Genomic DNA, 16,233 nt, shown 5'->3' on the forward strand with positions numbered 1-16,233 from the left:
TATCATCCTAAAAAACTCTGTTAATAGGTATGGATATAATTTTCTAATTGCTCTATCACTCTAGTCTTATCTTCAAGTATGTGATAAAGCAAATCACCTATGGATAAAATTGCAACAAATTCATTATTTTCATCACGAATCAACACATGTCTTCTTTTAGTCGCGGTCATAGCTTGCATTGCTTTTTCTACAACATCATTAGGGCTAAGTATGGTGACATCTCTATGTACCACATCTGCAACTTTTCCCGTTTCCAAATTAATGCATTTGTGCAGACAAGAACGCACGATATCTCGTTCACTTACTATACCTACTAATTGATTGTCATTGTCCACAACAACCAATGCACCGATATCATATTCCGTCATCATATCAATGCTTTTTCTTACAGAATCGTCTGGATGGATAAAAATAATTTTTCGCTTTGTTACTGGCAAGGCATTATGAATTAGGTCAGCCATTTTATTCTCCATTTGAACATACTTAACCTATTTTATAAATATAGTACAAATGGAGAACATTAACGTCTATGGTCGGACGATTATATGATTTTCTACAATACGTACACCTGGTACCTGACGCGCTATTTGTTCTGCAGTATCACTGAGCCTAATCTTTTTAACATATCCAGATAGAATCACAACATCTTGCCTAGTTTGCACATGCACTTGGGAAACAGCAAGATCATCATTACGCATTAATGCTTCTTGTACTGCTTGCGTTAAATCGGCGCTAGGAGTAGCCAAGGGTGTAAAAGACCTAAACATATTAGAAGTTGCCTGATTCGACTGACAACCAACTAATGAAAATAAAACAAAAACAACTAAGGTATTTAGTAAATACTTTTGCATAAAGGTCTCCAATATAAATTCAAACGGTACTGATACTTCATGTAGCTGTTAAAATCTATCTACAGTTCTCGGCAATAAGAAACCGTAGCTAAAATAAACCAAGTCAACCTAGGAAAAGAGTCCTGAATTTACAGGATACAACTAATGACAACAGACACACAAGTAAAGAGGATAGTATGTACTTTAACTGATTAATATACAAATAAATATCCAAAAGACTATACTATTTCATAACCATAACGGTGATAAGAACTGAAACCATGAAAAAAATGGCTAAAGTTGTTCTGAAAAAAAAGAATTCATCACAAAAAATTAAAGAAAGAAACGGATCAACTGCACGTCCAGACATCAAAGAAAATAATTCTGCTATTGCATACGATCTTTTTAATCTAATTGATAAGTATTACCAAGCCAATCTGGGAAAATTTACTGCTAGTATTAGCCCGGCTTCAGTAGCAACATCATATTTTTCATGGGGATCGCAACTGTTACAAGCCCCGGGGACCTTCTTAAAATTAAGTCTTTATCCATTATTGAATTTCTCTGATTTTGTTGAACGACTCGTTCATCACGACAAACCTGGCAATGGTAACGATGTGCGTTTTCATACGGATAAATGGAATCTCTATCCATGGCGTTTATGGGCGGAACAATTTTTACAAATTGAAGAATGGTCTTTAAAAGCAGCAAGTGAAATCCCGGGATTGAATGAAGCCAATCGACGAATTATTTCATTCACAATAAAGCAGCTCCTTGATGCACTATCCCCTTCCAATTTTGTTTTGACTAATCCTGATTTATTGCAAGAAACATTAAATTCATATGGAGAAAATCTAATTCATGGAACACAATTAGGCCTGCAGGACCTTGTTGAAAAGTTAACAGGAACTCCTCCAGCAGGAGTTGAACACTTCATACCAGGCAAGCATGTTGCCTTGACAAAAGGCAAGGTGGTTTTTAAAAATCATCTGATTGAACTCATTCAATACGAAGCGCAAACTCAAAAAGTCTATAAAGAACCCTTATTAATCCTTCCAGCCTGGATTATGAAGTATTATATTCTTGATCTTCTTCCGGAAAACTCATTAGTGAATTGGCTGGTTCAACAAGGCCATACTGTATTCATAGTTTCCTGGCTCAACCCATCTTCTGAAGACAGAAATTTAGCGCTTGATGATTATTATCGACAAGGAGCTATGGCTGCAATCGATAAAATATCAGCCATAATACCTAACACAAAAATTCATTTAATGGGGTATTGCATTGGCGGAACTTTAGCTATGATTACCGCAGCAACGATGGCTAAAGACCATGACGACCGCCTGAAAAGTCTTTCTCTGCTCGCGGCTCAGGGAGATTTTACCGAAGCAGGTGAATTATTACTTTTCATTAATAACAGTCAGGTATCATTTTTGGAAAACATTATGTGGGAACAAGGCTATTTGGATACCAAACTCATGGCTGGAAGTTTTCAAATGTTGCGATCCTACGATCTGATTTGGTCTAAAATGGTTCAAGACTACTTGCATGGAACACAAAGAGGGATGATCGCCTTACTTGCATGGAACGCGGATACAACGCGAATGCCTTATAAAATGCACAGCGAATATCTTGAAAAATTGTTCCTCAAAAATGAATTCTCCGAAGGGCAATTTACTATTGAAGGCAAGCATATAGCACCTGAAAATATTAGACTGCCTGCATTCGTAGTCAGCACTGAGAAAGACCATGTGAGTCCGTGGAAGTCTGTTTATAAAACTCATTCGCTGATTAAACGAGAAGATATTACTTTTGTTCTGACGAATGGTGGCCATAATGCAGGTATTGTTAGTGAACCAGGGCATCCGAGGCGAAGTTATTTAATTCGTGAACAAAAAAAGGAAGAAACATATATTTCTCCTGAGCATTGGCAGGAAATCGCCGAATCGAAAAAAGGTTCATGGTGGATTGCCTGGCATGATTGGCTAGTGAGACAATCAATCAGTGGAATGAGCTCACCACCTAAAATCGATAAAACGTTACCTGACGCTCCAGGAAAATATGTGTTACAAAAATAAATGATCTTTAAATTGAGTATAAAAATATGGACAAAGACTATTACAAAATAATGGGAGTAAGTGAGGATGCCTCTGAGAAAGATATTAAGATGGCATATCGAAAATTGGCTCGGAAGTACCACCCTGATATAAGTAAGGAACCCAATGCAGAAGAGCACTTTAAAGAAATGGGGGAAGCATACGAGGTTTTAAGGGATCCGGTTAAAAAAGCTGAGTATGATAGGTATCGAAAAAGCAAAGCGTATCAACAACAAGGAACGTCGACACATTGGCGCCCTGAAGAATCCGAACATTTTTACAGTGGTCAATTTAATGAGGACTTATTTGAAAGTTTATTCGGTCATTCTCGCTACCGCCAGGAACCGATGGCCGGACAAGATTATCATGGAAAAATAAATATCAGCCTGGAGGATGCATTTAAAGGAACAGTTAAAAACATCCAGATTCCAATTGCACAAGAATCAAAAGTCACCATGCAAACCCTAAAAGTGAAAATACCGCCAGGAGTAAAATCAGGCCAACAAATTCGCCTTGCAGGACAAGGAGCGGCGGGAATCCATGGGGGCCCTCGCGGTGATATTTATTTAACGATTCATATTGATAAACACCCTCTTTTTGATTTAATGGATGGTGACATCTACCTCACACTCCCTATTACTCCATGGGAAGCTGCATTAGGTGCAACGATTGAAGTTCCTACATTGGGAGGAAAAATCGATTTAAAAATTCCCCCGGCATCTCAAGGAGGACAAAAATTAAGGCTTAAAAATCGTGGGTTACCAGGAACAACTCCTGGGCATCAATACGTTCTTTTAAAAATTATTACGCCACCACCAACAACTGAGGCAGCAGCAGACCTCTATAAAAAAATGGAGCAAGTAATGCCTTTTAATCCACGTGACAAAATGGGAGTATAAGCATGAAGCAAGACAATACAATAATTGGCGTGCTTATTGAAGAAACTATGACTGTCTCATTTGATGAAGTATGTCGAAAGTATCATATACCTGAAGAATTATTACATGAAATGGTAGAATACGGATTATTTTCTAACAAAACAGCAAAAACAGAGCACCTTAAATTAAATCCAAACGATCTTCGCAAAATTGAATCGGCATTCCGCTTACATCGAGATTTGGGAATTAATCTACCGGGGGTAGCACTTGCATTAGAACTATTGGAAAGAATAGATCAATTAAATGAAGAGCTTAACATTTTACGTAAACATTTTTGATTGATTAGCATAGCCAGTAGCTTGGGAACAACGCAGCGAAACCCGGGTTACTGGAGCTTGGACCTGATTACAGATTTAACTTCTCAATCTTACTCTTTTTTCTGTGATTTTAAGTTTTAAACATCCAATGTAAAAAATTACTCAAACGGATATTGCTACACATTGTGATATGGTAATACAATGGACAAAGGATATCTTTTAATTAAGCAAAACCTATGCGCCCTTTGTTTATAATTTTGATTGTTTCCTTGGTTGTTTTACAACATAAGCTGTGGCTGGGCGATGGAAATTTGATTCAATGGCAAAATCTTGAAAAAAAATTGGCAGCTCACGAACAAGAAAACAATAAACTGGCAACACGTAATCGAGCTCTTGAAGCAGATATTAGAGAGTTAAAAAGTGGCGAGCAAGCCCTGGAAGAACAAGCACGCTATGAACTTGGAATGGTAAAAGGAACTGAGGTCTATTATCAATTTGTAGACTAATCATTCGATATCAAGCAACCAGTAATTCAAGATACTTAGGTGGCTGCTTGTCCCAAAGACTTAGTACAAATCCCCCTCCCCCGGAACCTGTAGGTTTTACAGCCAGAGCACCTTCTGCAGTTAATCGATTCATATGTTGCTGTAAACTCTCGCTAACCAGGTTCCATTGATAGAAGCAATCAGCCGCTTTATTAATTGCTTGTGCCAAAGAAGGGATTGCATCCACGCCCCCTAACTCCAAAGCATTTCTAGCCTCTTCAACTGCTACTACCATTTGTTTATCAATTTGTTCAGCCAATGTAGGATTTTTAGTCCATAAATTTTGGACCTGTTGGATACAATGTGACGTAATTCCAATTTGCTTACATGAAGATAAGAAAAACTGAGGACGAATTTTTTGCTGAAGTGGGGTAATATTTCCGGATTTAAAATAAACCCCTTCTTCCATAGCAACTCCTGCTACATCAAGCCCACTACTCTTTCCATGAAATAAATGTTCCAGTTCTTTTGCAAAATCATTACATTGACTTTGCTCTATCATTTGTTGCGCACAAAACCAACGACTCATTGCCACACAAAGAGCTGCTGAAGCCCCCATTCCAGCCCCCACCGGGATTGTGCTATCTAAATGGAAAAAGCCACCTAATTGATTTAAAGAGCGGCCTAATAATTGCATGCCATGTTCTAGCACACTCCAGAATAAAAGCTGCATATCAGCGCCACTGCTTCCTGTATAATCAGCCCCTAAGGAAGTTGCAGCGGCAGAATAAGTCAAAGTTAATTTCTTTTCCTTGATCGGAAATACCAGAGCGGGATGCCCCCGTACTACAGCGTGCTCACCTGCCAAAATCCATTTGCCAAAAGTTGTGGTTTCAAAATCAAAGAACATCATAATTGCCTATTAAATAATCACGTTTAAATTCACGTGCCAATTCAACTTGGTCAGAACGATACAACAAATGAATATTAGGTCCAGCATCCATAGTCACTATAGGGCCATCGCCCTTTTTATTCCAAAAATTCTCCAAATGGTGCAATAGATCAATACAATTGTCGGTCATATATGAAAAGGGTTGCTCACAAGTACTAAACAAACGATGCATATCTTGAAATTCACGCCAGCATATCTGATATGCCGAAGTCCAATTTTGACTCATCAATGCGTCTAATAAATGCTTTAAGTTCTCCCTTGCCCTTTGACTCCGTGTTGCATAGAAAGGACTGCTCTTTACTCGTTGATGTGCTTCACTTGAGGGAACATCCTTCTTCTTATTGCTAATAATCACACCTTGATAGATTAATTCAGGATAAGGTAAGTCCACTGCTTTAACTTCATTGTCATCCCATAATGCCCAGGGAGAATAAAAAGATCGACAGGATGATCCTGAGCCTAATCGACTTAACTGTGCTTGTTCATCAACTGAAGGCGTGGGTTTATTAGTTAATTCGCTCAAAGCAACCACAGCACAGCGAGTTAACGCTGCGAAGCTTGAGGCAGAACTCGCCATACCACTACTGTGTGGAAAATTATTACAAGATTGTACTAAAAACCCACCCTCATAGCCAAAGTATGCCTTTATGCGAGCGAGATGGTTAAGAAACCTTTTTTGCCCTTCTGCGGAAAGAACAAAATTTTCAATTCCGCCCGGTATAAGCAATGGTTCCCAAATATCTTTTTTGGAACTTGCTTTTTCAAGTCTTACTGTACTTTTAAGTTCATTTAAGGTGTAGGACAATGAAGGATTATCAGGACTATTAGAGTTATCATCCTTTTTTCCCATATATTTGATCAAAGCAATATTAGCTGGGGCATGAGCTAGCCAATACATAATTTCTCCTTGGGATCCATAAACTAGTTCAATGTAGCCTAATTAAGGCGCAGCCGTAACTCGAGAAATTTGTCATAGAAAACCCAGACTACGCTGCACTTCACCCAAGCTACATTTTTTACAAATTTCGGAACTACGTATAAAAAAATTCATTAATTATATCGTACGTAATTTTGAATTAGCCAATTGTGCTGTAGGTGTACCAGGATAAGCTCTTACTACTTGTTGCAGGAACTTCTTAGCCTCTTGTTTATCACCTTGTTCAGCATAAGCGTAGCCAACTTTCAACATGCTTGCAGCCGATTTACTTGAAGTAGGAAATTGTTGTAATACAACGTTAAAATGCGCTATGGCTTGTGAATAATCTTTTTTAACTAAATAGAGCTCACCTAACCAATATTGTGCATTAGCAGTGTAACCGCCCCTTGGATATTTTTGAACAAATACATTCATTGCGCTTATGGCATCATCATATCGTTTATTTTTTATTAATTCGTATGCAGCTAAATAGCTGATTTGTTCATCCGCAGGATTTGCTCTGGAGGTCGATACAGCAGGAACCGTAACTGGTGTAGTACCCGATTTGTTTGCTTGGACATCAGGTGCAGATACAGTTTTTTTAGGTGCAGCGGGTTCATTAGAACCTACAGAAAGATCCAATGAAGGTTTATTTGGCGATGCTTTAGCAGAAGCAGTCCCACTTAAACGCGAATCTAAATCTTTATAAAAAGCAACTTGCTGCTGCTGTAATAATTTTAAATCATGAGCTTGTACTTCCAGTTGTCCGCGCAGCTCTTGGATTTCTTGTTGCAAACTTTGAATTTTATCAATCAGCTTGGCGCTGTCAGCAATATTACTTGAATCATTTGATTGGTCATCTTTAGCAAGTGCAGGTTCATCATCTGAATAATTCTCATTCCTCGCTACATCAAACCGACCATTTTCAATTTGTGGTTCATCGTATTTAGAACCAACAGGCGCTTCATACGCCTGCTGGTCAATCATTGCAAAATTTTCACTTTCATCAACTACAGGCGCCACTGACCAACAGGTCAAAGGTAGCATGAACATAAAACCTGTAGCGATAATGTGTTTTTTGCAATTTATCATCTTGTTGCCTCATATGTAAATTCTACGCGTCGATTTTGTGCATGCGACGCTTCATCATGTCCTAAGTTAATTGGACGCTCTTTGCCGTAGCTCACAACTCGCATTTGTTGTCTGTTAACACCAGCCATACGCAAAATGTCTGCTACAGTATTTGCACGACGCTCACCAAGAGCAACGTTATATTCACGACTACCGCGCTCATCAGTATGTCCAGCTATTAACACACGAGCACCAGCATGGGTCTTCAAGTATTCTGCTTGAGCATTAACAGATGGTAAATATTTGGGAGCCAAGTTACTGTCATCATAAGAGAACAAATACAATTGATTATGAGGAGCCTTAGTTGTATAAGATTCACCTGGTTCTTGACCAGCAAAATGAGTAAATTGACCTAAACCCTGAGCAGAAGCTTCAGCATCAGTCACCCCTACTCCATCAGCACTACCTGGTGCTTTGGAGCACGCAGCAACTAAAACAGCACTCGCTACAAGCAGACCTAATTTACATAATGATCCGGCTTTCATCCTCAATCTCCTTCGTTCTTTTTATTATTAACAAATTTCAAAAATCCCATACAGGGCTCATGGGGGCACATTGTACAATTCTTTTTATTTTTTGGCTACAGTAACTAAATTAAACCTATTCAGTCTTAATTCGTAGACCGGGTGCAGCATCACGTTGAAAAATTTTATTCAAGTCCATACCGAAGTTCCCTATGTTGCACCCAAGCTACGATTTTATAGGTACAATTTACGCGAAACCCATCCTCTAGTGCTCAATATGAGACACGACAAAATGGGCTAAGCTCGCAGTAAACTGTTGAGTCGCTTTATTCGCTGCGATTACACCACCGTAGGGTGTATCACTAGGACAGGGGATTTGTAAATTGATAATTTTCGAAGCCAATACTTTATTATCACTAACATGGGTTAAAACAATTTTGACTGAAAATTCTAGTACACTCGGTTTTTTAAGGAAATTTTGTTCTAGCGCAAGCAATTGGGTATCTAATCGATAATTTACACCTAAAGTATAAGCATTAGATGTAACAGCTTTAAAAAGATTTGTCCTTTGCAAGCTTTGCAGAATTAAAGGATAAAGCATATCTGCTGGTGGATTTACCCATGCATTTTTTGCAAACGGTTCAAGTTCATACGGTTTTTTAATATAAAGCATTTGTTCTGTTTGATACCCTGCGGCAGCATCAGGGGCTGTAACCAGCAAAGTAATAGGCATCGGCTCTTTAACCATCTGTTTCGTGCTGTATGCACTTAATTGATATTGATTTTTTACAGAGACTTTAACAGGTGAGCATGCAGTCAGTACCGCTGTACTTAAACCCACGAGAAACACAGTCAACTTTTTCATCTTTTATTCTCCAGGCCCTGGTTTTGGCGGTTTACTTCCACGAACAACAACAGCAGGGTTTTGTCGCATTTCACTACTTACTTTTTCCAAATTAGCAGAAATTGCATTCAATCGTCGTAATAAGATCACAGCGGGCGGAAGCGCTTCCTCTGAAATTTTATCTATGGCATTTTTACCTGTACCCATAGTTTTTGATACGCTGTTTCCAGCTTTACTCAAACTTTCTGCCATCGTATTAAATTTAGTTATTCCCACTCTTAATTCATCAAGCATATGCGGGAAATCACGACTTGTTTTGGCAAGATTATCCATTAAAACATTAACATTCTTACCATTACGCGCAAGATCTTTAGAAAAATGATCAATATTAGCTAAAATATGACGTACATGTATTGCATTTTCTTCATTAAATATACGTTTTGCTTCAGTACTTACAGAATCCACATCTTCTGATACTCTCTTTAAAATGCCGTCCAATTGAGTAAAAACAGAAGGTTTTGAAGGAATAACGGGGTATGGTTCACCAGGCATCTTTTGGATTGGCGTCAGATCAGAGGTACTTGCGCTTAGACCAATATAAGTTACACCAGTGATCCCTTGGGAGTTTAATGTTGCATATGTGCTTGTCGTAATAGGTGTTCCTTCTTCAATATCCAACAAGACTTCAACTTGCCTCGGGTCGCTTTGATTTAATTTTATTTCTTTTACGTCACCGACTTGTACCCCATTGTATTTCACAGGAGCATCCTGTGTCAGACCAGAAGCCGCTTCATGCATAAAAACGGTATAAGTAATGTATTTCTTCTGACTAAAACCAACAGACAACCACAGCATTGTAGCCACTAACCCTACCAGTAATATAAGTACGACTACCCCTACGATAGTGTAATTGGTTTTCGCTTCCAAGTATTCTGTCTCCAGTTACGCATAGTGCCTTCTCATACATTCAATTGAGGCACTAGATTACATTTTACTAAAATAACCAGCAATTATTTTATTCTTATTTTTCATCAAATCATCAATCGTCTCAATACTTAAAATTCTTCCATCACCGACAAAGGCCACGCGATCTGTTGTTCGTTTTAAAGATTCTATATCATGACTCACCATGACTATAGTCAGTTTTAAAGAATCTCTTAAAAAAACGATCAATTCATCGAAAAGCCTTGCGCTCAATGGGTCCAAACCTGTAGTTGGCTCATCCAAAAATAACAGCTCAGGATCCATAGCAATTGCACGCGCTGCAGCTGCTCTTCTTTGCATTCCCCCACTCAATTCTGAAGGTAATTTACCCGCGGCTTCTTTAGGTAATCCAACTAATGCGATTTTTAGCAGGGCCAATTCATACATGAATTTATGATCCAGCTTAGTGAACTCTCGCATGGGAAACATAACATTTTCTACCACATTCATTGATGAAAATAATGCACTATGCTGAAAAAGCATCCCCCAACGACGACGAAGCAGAAATGATTGTTCCATATTGAGATGGCTAATGTCTTGGCCAAATATTTTAATCTCGCCTGCTGTAGGCTTTAGTAACATCAATAAACTACGTAATATCGTTGTTTTTCCACTTCCCGAACCACCAATAATGGCTAGGATCTCTCCTTTTTCCACAGTCAAATTCACATCAGAGTGCACCCATTGACCACCGAGATAATTTTTTAGCCCTTTAATTTCGATAATGGGTTCACTCATCTATAAATGCATCCGACTGTAAATGATTGAATAAATTGCGTCAGCAATGATAATTAAAAATAATGCCTGCACCACACTTTTAGTGGTTTGGCTGCCAATATTTTTTTCCGTACCGGCTTCTACTCTAAATCCCTGAAAACAACCAACCAGAGCAATTAACAATGCAAATGCGGGGGCTTTATATAGGCCTAAATTCAACTGTGAAATTCCAACAGAATCTTTCAGTCGTTGTAAAAAATCGATGAAGCTGATGCCCAGCATGTTATTAGCCATAATCATCGCCCCTAAAATACTAAAAACATCAGACCAAAAAATCAATAAAGGGAATACGAGCAATAAACCTAGAACTTTAGGAAGTACTAATAATTCCGTGGGAGAAAGCCCCATAGTTAAAAGCGCATCCACTTCTTCATTCAGTTTCATACTACCAATTTGTGCCGTAAATGCAGAACTGGTGCGCCCAGCAACAATAATAGCTGTAATAAGAGGAGCAAATTCACGGAAAATAGCCATGCCTGATAAATAGGCAATGAAGCTGTTTGCCCCATATGTTTGCAATTGCAATCCCATTTGATAAGCCAAAACCACACCAATTAAAAAAGAAAGCAAAGCCAAGATAGGCAAAGCGGTTACGCCTGTTGTATGAACATTTGAAATAATGCTAGGTAATTGAAATCGTCGCCAATTACCAAATGCTTCGAATAATTTAGTAGTCAAATCACCAATTAAAACAATAAGGCCATCTACTTGCTGGAATTTATTCTCTGACTCTTTACCCAATTGATAGAATACATTTTTTTTATCTGGAGAGGGAATTTGATAATCTAAAACATCTTTTTTTGATTTAATTAAATCTATAAGTTGTTGTTGATTTTCGGTAAAATCAGCCAGTTCAACTTGATTTTCTCGCTGTTCGAGCATATCAACACATTTAATTAAAGCTAAAGCTCCTGCACTATCAAAATCACTGATGTCTTTGCCGCTAATAATTACTTTTTGTTTTTTTGGTAACTCAACTTCACCGAATTTTGTTAATAAATTCCCAATTTTCAGAACAGACCAGGGTCCTGTACAGTGAACTCTGGCAAGTTCCTTATCGAACGTGATTTGCGCGCTGTTTTGTACCATAGTCATATTTATTGAAAAATAGCCTCAAGAATAATAGGAATAGTCTGGAAGAGCAAAAACAATAAAGCATGGTACCACAATAACGCATTATTCGGATAGGTAAAAAATAGAGCCTGAGTGCATGAAATTAAACTCAGGCTACTTTTTATATTGCGAAAAGCTAAACCGTTGCTTTTAGCGAGCTAATTGCATTATTTAGTTCAGTAACTTTCTTGCCTCCATCGGCCAGAGGCTTAAACATTGATAACTCATGCATGCGAACTGTAGAGCCAACACGATTCAATCCTGTATTAATGAGATCGACCAGATCATCCAAAAATTTTTCCCACCATCCCCGATGTGTTCGTAATGTTTTTACGTGTTCTTTATCTTCGCCTAGAACTTCTTGGCTTCTTGATTTAAACGAAACCAAGTTGCCATCCACAACATATTGCCTAATCAATGCAGAAATTTGGGCATGAATACTTTTGGCAGCTGTTGCAGCGTTTGAATATTTCGAGAATTCCTTTTGATTTTTTTCGTTCTGATATTTTTTAGCTTTTTCTTCATATATTTTATGTTTTGCCTGAATTGCTCTTAATTTGACCTTTACATCAAAAATATATATACGACGTTTGTCTATGATTCTGGGATCAACATAAGTTTCCTGGGACAGCTTATTATCGCTTAAAGTCTTCTTAGATTTTACACTATGCCTTGTTTTCGGGGGCTCTAATACCCCAGAATTTTCTCTTTCTAACCGGCCTCTTCTTGTAAGGGATTCAAGTGGTGTTTTAGGCTGAGTTGAGGCAAGAGCGTCCTCTTTTTCTTTCTCAATAGAAGCCTCGGCTTTATGCTCAACCTGTTGTTGAAGGAGATGATTTTCTTTCATAGGCTCAGGAGTTGTAGTTAAACTTGCGCTTTCTTCTACAAGAACAGGAAGTTCTTCATGCCGCTCATGAGTACTTGGGCTTGATTCAATTTGAACTTCTGGCGAAAAACGTACTCTTAACTTATGGGTCAGTTCTTTAATCTCTCGATCCAAGCTGTTGAGCTCTTCTTGATGATAAGGAGTTAATCTTATAGTAGAAACTCTTTTCTTCAGGTTTTCGTGATATTTCTTTAAAAATCGTTCCAAGTCTTCTGGGGAGTTACACTTTTTCAATTGTTCGATAAGTGTTTCTCTTAATTTTTTAGCCGCGTTAAAAGCATTCACTTCTTTACTGTGTTTTCCCATAACATCTCCAACAGTTAAATCCAACTAAGTGCGCTTAATTTACACTTCACGCCTAAAAAACACCAGGAAATTAAATTAAAAAAACTAAATGATTATAAAAAAAATTCACCTAGCTTATTTTGGCCAGTTAGTCCCTCTATTGGTGAGGTAAATTAGGATATGCAATAAAATGCTCGTAAAGATAAAATTCACTTTTTTTCATGAATTAAATGAGCATTTAGGAAAACCCAAACTCTATGATGTATAACAGCATAAGAAAATAAAACTAAATCAAATATTACCTACAATTTCCGGGTAGTTTGCTGTCCTATTTTATGATAAAATTGCTTTCATTTTTTTCAAAACACTGAAATCAGGTATGCAAGAAAATTACAGCCAATTTGAACAACGCAAACATGGCATTACAAAACTTGCGTTAATGCCGGCTACTCAAAGGAGAAAGCATGCCTTTAACTTCTAACAACGACGAGCTATTCCGTGGATTTTCTAAACTCTCTCGCGAAGAACGTTTTAAGCGCTTGTTAGCCTTAGGTGCCATAACACCTGAAGACATTGCATTTCTTAAAAATGGTGGCATAAAGGATTTGAATCTAGCAGATAAACTGATTGAAAACGTTATTGGTTATTTTCAACTTCCTTTAGGTGTAGCAACTAATTTCAACATTAACGGCCAAGACTATGTTATTCCGATGGCGGTTGAAGAAACATCAATTATCGCAGCTTTATCTAAATCCGCCAAATGGATTAGACAATGTGGCGAAATAAAAACTTGGGTTCAAGGCGAATGTATTTTAGGACAAATTCAATTAGCAAACGTTAAAGACTTCTCTAAGTTTTCTCAAATTTTCCATGAAAACCGAACTTATCTGATTAGCAAAGCCAATAAAGATGTCGCTGAAAATATGGTAAAACGCGGCGGCGGGGTCATGGATTTACAATTACGCCAGCTCAAAAGAGAAGATAATCAAGATATGGCCGTCATTCACTTGACTATGAATAGTTGCGATGCCATGGGAGCCAATATCATCAATCAAGTCCTTGAATACTTGAAAACACCTATAGAGCAGTTAACTGGTGAAGAAGTCACCATGTGTATTTTATCCAATTTGAATGATCAAAAGTTAACAACAGCACAAGTCACGATAAATACTATAGATCCAGTACTTGGCCAAAAACTGCAAGAAGCATCGCTCTTTGCAGAAATGGATCCATATAGAGCTGCTACCCATAATAAAGGGGTAATGAATGGCATTGATCCCGTTTTAATTGCAACAGGAAATGACTGGCGCGCAGTAGAGGCTGGAGTGCATGCTTATGCAGCTCGCGATGGGCAATATCGAGCAATTACACGTTGGCGCTATCAGGATGGAGTACTTACAGGGCAACTCACGGCTCCAATTATTGTAGGAACTATAGGCGGTGTTACTTCATTGCACCCTACGGCAAAAATGTGTTTACGAATGATGAATATTTCTTCAGCAAATCAATTAGCTCAAGTTATTGCTGCTGTAGGCCTTGTCCAAAATTTAGGTGCGATTAAGGCATTATGTACTGAAGGTATTATTCAAGGCCATATGAAATTACATATTGATAATCTGCTCTTGGCTGCAGGGGCTAATGAAAATGAAATGCCTGTACTCAAAGAACATTTACAAAAGTGGTTGGATCTGCATAAAAGAATTAGCCTTAACAATGCTCATGAGTTATTGGCAAAAATCAGACAAACGCCGATTGCCATATGAAATGGTTAATTCCTGCGAAAACTTTTTTATTAGGTGAGTATGCTGCTGTAGCTGAAGCTTCAGCATTTGTTCTCACAACCTCCCCCTGTTTTGAGCTCACTCTGACAAAACAAGAAAAACCATCTGGAATTCACCCGGAATCTCCGGCTGGACGTTGGTGGCAACAACAAAATTTGGAACAAAGTCTTTTATGGAATGATCCTTATGCAGGTCGAGGTGGCTTAGGTGCTTCCAGTGCACAATTTTTGGCAAGTTATTTAGCGAGTTGTTTTGTAAATAATACAATACCTGATTTAAAACAGATGATTAATGCTTACTATGAATCATCATGGACAGGAAAAGGTTTAAGGCCTAGTGGGTATGATGTAATAGCACAATCCCAACAAGGGTGCGTTTACATTAATAAGCAACACAAAGTAATCAAATCCTACGACTGGCCCTTTCATGATCTGTCTTTTTTTCTCATCCATACAGGCGTAAAACTAGCTACTCATCATCATTTACAGGATACCGCCCTTCCCGATCAGATTGATTTTTTATCGCTATTAGTAGATGAAGCAAAACAAGCCTTCCAGCAAGCTAATTCTCAAAAATTGATTATGACTATTAATAGCTATCATCAAAAACTCGCAGAGCTAAATTTAGTTGCAGAACACAGCTCAAAACTTATCAGTGAATTTAAAAAATATTCGGAGATACTCGCAATCAAAGGTTGCGGCGCTTTGGGAGCAGATGTTCTCTTACTCATTACTTCAACAAATAACGCTCAAATCCTTGCTGATAAATTAAAAATGCGGCATTGCACCATATTGGCTACAGAAAAAAGTATTAATACTCATACCCCATTAATCAAGCAAACCTCGTTTTTTTAACGCCAATTTTGTCTAAAAAAAACATTTATGCCCGTTAAAATAACAAAAATATAAGAAACATTATAAAAAGACTTGAAATTCTTCGATAATACGGTATTATTCCAGCCTCTTTAGGGCCGTTAGCTCAGGTGGTAGAGCAGGAGGCTTTTAACCTCTGTGTCATAGGTTCGAATCCTATACGGCCCACCAGTTTTAGAGTACAGTTTAAAAATATTTTGCCTTAAGGGCCGTTAGCTCAGGTGGTAGAGCAGGAGGCTTTTAACCTCTGTGTCATAGGTTCGAATCCTATACGGCCCACCATTCTGGTTAGTAGCATTCAATATCAACCAGAACGCAAAATGGCAAAATATTAAATCCATACCTCATTGCGCTCGTAGCTCAGCTGGATAGAGTACTTGGCTTCGAACCAAGGTGTCGGGGGTTCGAGTCCCTCCGAGCGCGCCATTTAACCTTTATAAATCAAGAACTTACGTTTATATTCAAGGATTCAAAAAAAGTACTGTAGCAAATTTGTAACACTTTGGCTCTTCCCCAAATCAGGGGGCACTAATCAAGAACACAAAACTTTAACCCTTAACCTATAATTTTCAAAATTTCTAAATCCATAAGCACGTCTTTGAATCAGCTTCATCTTCCTATG

Annotated in this window: 18 protein-coding genes and 3 tRNA genes; 9 read left to right on the forward strand and 12 right to left on the reverse strand. The window is 38.1% G+C overall.

Going from position 1 to position 16,233, the window contains the following annotated elements:
• Positions 1-20: 20 nt before the first annotated feature.
• Together ELY20_RS15490 and ELY20_RS15495 are read right to left on the reverse strand one after the other, a co-directional pair.
• Positions 21-461 (reverse strand): CBS domain-containing protein, encoded by a 441-nt coding sequence (locus tag ELY20_RS15490; protein WP_110143959.1) that lies wholly within the window; start codon positions 459-461, stop codon positions 21-23.
• A gap of 66 nt (positions 462-527) precedes the next feature.
• Positions 528-851: a BON domain-containing protein gene (locus ELY20_RS15495; RefSeq protein WP_110143958.1), complete on the reverse strand. Its 324-nt coding sequence runs from the start codon at positions 849-851 to the stop codon at positions 528-530.
• A 260-nt stretch (positions 852-1,111) separates the two neighbouring features.
• Here ELY20_RS15495 and ELY20_RS15500 point away from each other — a divergent pair, with 260 nt between their 5' ends.
• From ELY20_RS15500 to ftsB, 4 genes are all read left to right on the forward strand, one after another.
• Positions 1,112-2,908, forward strand: coding sequence for an alpha/beta fold hydrolase (locus tag ELY20_RS15500; protein WP_110143957.1), 1,797 nt, complete (start codon positions 1,112-1,114; stop codon positions 2,906-2,908).
• A 26-nt stretch (positions 2,909-2,934) separates the two neighbouring features.
• Complete coding sequence (locus ELY20_RS15505) at positions 2,935-3,825, forward strand: DnaJ C-terminal domain-containing protein (RefSeq protein WP_110143956.1); 891 nt, start codon at positions 2,935-2,937, stop codon at positions 3,823-3,825.
• 2 nt (positions 3,826-3,827) lie between these two features.
• On the forward strand, positions 3,828-4,142 hold the full coding sequence (locus ELY20_RS15510; RefSeq protein ID WP_110143955.1) for a chaperone modulator CbpM: 315 nt from the start codon (positions 3,828-3,830) through the stop codon (positions 4,140-4,142).
• 215 nt (positions 4,143-4,357) lie between these two features.
• A complete protein-coding gene (gene ftsB / locus ELY20_RS15515; RefSeq protein ID WP_058466902.1) occupies positions 4,358-4,627 on the forward strand; it encodes a cell division protein FtsB in 270 nt (89 codons plus the stop codon).
• A gap of 10 nt (positions 4,628-4,637) precedes the next feature.
• Here the strand turns inward: ftsB and ELY20_RS15520 are convergent, their stop codons facing one another.
• The 9 genes from ELY20_RS15520 to ELY20_RS15560 form a co-directional block, all read right to left on the reverse strand.
• On the reverse strand, positions 4,638-5,516 hold the full coding sequence (locus ELY20_RS15520) for a mevalonate kinase family protein (RefSeq protein ID WP_110143954.1): 879 nt from the start codon (positions 5,514-5,516) through the stop codon (positions 4,638-4,640).
• Positions 5,506-6,456, reverse strand: coding sequence for a diphosphomevalonate/mevalonate 3,5-bisphosphate decarboxylase family protein (locus tag ELY20_RS15525; RefSeq protein WP_110143953.1), 951 nt, complete (start codon positions 6,454-6,456; stop codon positions 5,506-5,508). Before ELY20_RS15525 ends, ELY20_RS15520 begins: the two co-directional genes overlap by 11 nt.
• Before the next feature lie 156 nt (positions 6,457-6,612).
• The gene (ybgF, locus tag ELY20_RS15530; protein WP_110143952.1) at positions 6,613-7,566 is read right to left on the reverse strand and encodes a tol-pal system protein YbgF; all 954 of its coding nucleotides are present in this window, start codon (positions 7,564-7,566) and stop codon (positions 6,613-6,615) included.
• On the reverse strand, positions 7,563-8,090 hold the full coding sequence (pal, locus tag ELY20_RS15535) for a peptidoglycan-associated lipoprotein Pal (RefSeq protein WP_110143951.1): 528 nt from the start codon (positions 8,088-8,090) through the stop codon (positions 7,563-7,565). Before pal ends, ybgF begins: the two co-directional genes overlap by 4 nt.
• A gap of 244 nt (positions 8,091-8,334) precedes the next feature.
• Complete coding sequence (locus ELY20_RS15540) at positions 8,335-8,934, reverse strand: ABC-type transport auxiliary lipoprotein family protein (RefSeq protein WP_110143950.1); 600 nt, start codon at positions 8,932-8,934, stop codon at positions 8,335-8,337.
• A gap of 3 nt (positions 8,935-8,937) precedes the next feature.
• Entirely contained in the window at positions 8,938-9,840 is a 903-nt protein-coding gene (locus ELY20_RS15545) for an MlaD family protein (protein WP_199739265.1), read from the reverse strand.
• 57 nt (positions 9,841-9,897) lie between these two features.
• Positions 9,898-10,635, reverse strand: coding sequence for an ABC transporter ATP-binding protein (locus tag ELY20_RS15550; RefSeq protein ID WP_110143949.1), 738 nt, complete (start codon positions 10,633-10,635; stop codon positions 9,898-9,900).
• Positions 10,636-11,763 (reverse strand): MlaE family ABC transporter permease, encoded by a 1,128-nt coding sequence (locus ELY20_RS15555; protein ID WP_110143978.1) that lies wholly within the window; start codon positions 11,761-11,763, stop codon positions 10,636-10,638.
• A gap of 160 nt (positions 11,764-11,923) precedes the next feature.
• Complete coding sequence (locus ELY20_RS15560) at positions 11,924-12,979, reverse strand: hypothetical protein (protein ID WP_110143948.1); 1,056 nt, start codon at positions 12,977-12,979, stop codon at positions 11,924-11,926.
• A 443-nt stretch (positions 12,980-13,422) separates the two neighbouring features.
• Here ELY20_RS15560 and ELY20_RS15565 point away from each other — a divergent pair, with 443 nt between their 5' ends.
• From ELY20_RS15565 to ELY20_RS15585, 5 genes are all read left to right on the forward strand, one after another.
• The gene (locus ELY20_RS15565) at positions 13,423-14,721 is read left to right on the forward strand and encodes a hydroxymethylglutaryl-CoA reductase, degradative (protein ID WP_110143947.1); all 1,299 of its coding nucleotides are present in this window, start codon (positions 13,423-13,425) and stop codon (positions 14,719-14,721) included.
• Positions 14,718-15,593 (forward strand): mevalonate kinase family protein, encoded by an 876-nt coding sequence (locus ELY20_RS15570; protein WP_110143946.1) that lies wholly within the window; start codon positions 14,718-14,720, stop codon positions 15,591-15,593. The genes ELY20_RS15565 and ELY20_RS15570 overlap by 4 nt, the downstream gene beginning before the upstream one ends.
• A gap of 113 nt (positions 15,594-15,706) precedes the next feature.
• Positions 15,707-15,782, forward strand: a tRNA-Lys gene (locus tag ELY20_RS15575).
• Between the two features lie 35 nt (positions 15,783-15,817).
• Positions 15,818-15,893 (forward strand) — tRNA-Lys (locus ELY20_RS15580).
• Between the two features lie 67 nt (positions 15,894-15,960).
• Positions 15,961-16,037 (forward strand) — tRNA-Arg (locus ELY20_RS15585).
• Between the two features lie 106 nt (positions 16,038-16,143).
• On the opposite strand, the gene ELY20_RS15590 is transcribed toward ELY20_RS15585, so the two are convergent.
• Positions 16,144-16,233, reverse strand: a 90-nt coding sequence (locus ELY20_RS15590) for a transposase (protein ID WP_131775223.1), incomplete at its 5' end; no start/stop codon positions are given.

This window comes from Legionella qingyii, assembly GCF_003990155.1.
Lineage (GTDB): Bacteria > Pseudomonadota > Gammaproteobacteria > Legionellales > Legionellaceae > Legionella > Legionella qingyii.

What these genes read in the sequence shown, in the direction of transcription:
- ELY20_RS15520 (WP_110143954.1), bottom strand. Translation starts at nt 5,516, where the DNA reads ATGTTCTTTGATTTTGAAACCACAACTTTTGGCAAATGGATTTTGGCA.
- ELY20_RS15495 (WP_110143958.1), bottom strand. Translation starts at nt 851, where the DNA reads ATGCAAAAGTATTTACTAAATACCTTAGTTGTTTTTGTTTTATTTTCA.
- ftsB (WP_058466902.1), top strand. Translation starts at nt 4,358, where the DNA reads ATGCGCCCTTTGTTTATAATTTTGATTGTTTCCTTGGTTGTTTTACAA.
- ELY20_RS15490 (WP_110143959.1), bottom strand. Translation starts at nt 461, where the DNA reads ATGGCTGACCTAATTCATAATGCCTTGCCAGTAACAAAGCGAAAAATT.
- ELY20_RS15540 (WP_110143950.1), bottom strand. Translation starts at nt 8,934, where the DNA reads ATGAAAAAGTTGACTGTGTTTCTCGTGGGTTTAAGTACAGCGGTACTG.
- ELY20_RS15505 (WP_110143956.1), top strand. Translation starts at nt 2,935, where the DNA reads ATGGACAAAGACTATTACAAAATAATGGGAGTAAGTGAGGATGCCTCT.
- pal (WP_110143951.1), bottom strand. Translation starts at nt 8,090, where the DNA reads ATGAAAGCCGGATCATTATGTAAATTAGGTCTGCTTGTAGCGAGTGCT.
- ELY20_RS15550 (WP_110143949.1), bottom strand. Translation starts at nt 10,635, where the DNA reads ATGAGTGAACCCATTATCGAAATTAAAGGGCTAAAAAATTATCTCGGT.
- ybgF (WP_110143952.1), bottom strand. Translation starts at nt 7,566, where the DNA reads ATGATAAATTGCAAAAAACACATTATCGCTACAGGTTTTATGTTCATG.
- ELY20_RS15500 (WP_110143957.1), top strand. Translation starts at nt 1,112, where the DNA reads ATGAAAAAAATGGCTAAAGTTGTTCTGAAAAAAAAGAATTCATCACAA.
- ELY20_RS15560 (WP_110143948.1), bottom strand. Translation starts at nt 12,979, where the DNA reads ATGGGAAAACACAGTAAAGAAGTGAATGCTTTTAACGCGGCTAAAAAA.
- ELY20_RS15555 (WP_110143978.1), bottom strand. Translation starts at nt 11,763, where the DNA reads ATGGTACAAAACAGCGCGCAAATCACGTTCGATAAGGAACTTGCCAGA.
- ELY20_RS15525 (WP_110143953.1), bottom strand. Translation starts at nt 6,456, where the DNA reads ATGTATTGGCTAGCTCATGCCCCAGCTAATATTGCTTTGATCAAATAT.
- ELY20_RS15565 (WP_110143947.1), top strand. Translation starts at nt 13,423, where the DNA reads ATGCCTTTAACTTCTAACAACGACGAGCTATTCCGTGGATTTTCTAAA.
- ELY20_RS15570 (WP_110143946.1), top strand. Translation starts at nt 14,718, where the DNA reads ATGAAATGGTTAATTCCTGCGAAAACTTTTTTATTAGGTGAGTATGCT.
- ELY20_RS15510 (WP_110143955.1), top strand. Translation starts at nt 3,828, where the DNA reads ATGAAGCAAGACAATACAATAATTGGCGTGCTTATTGAAGAAACTATG.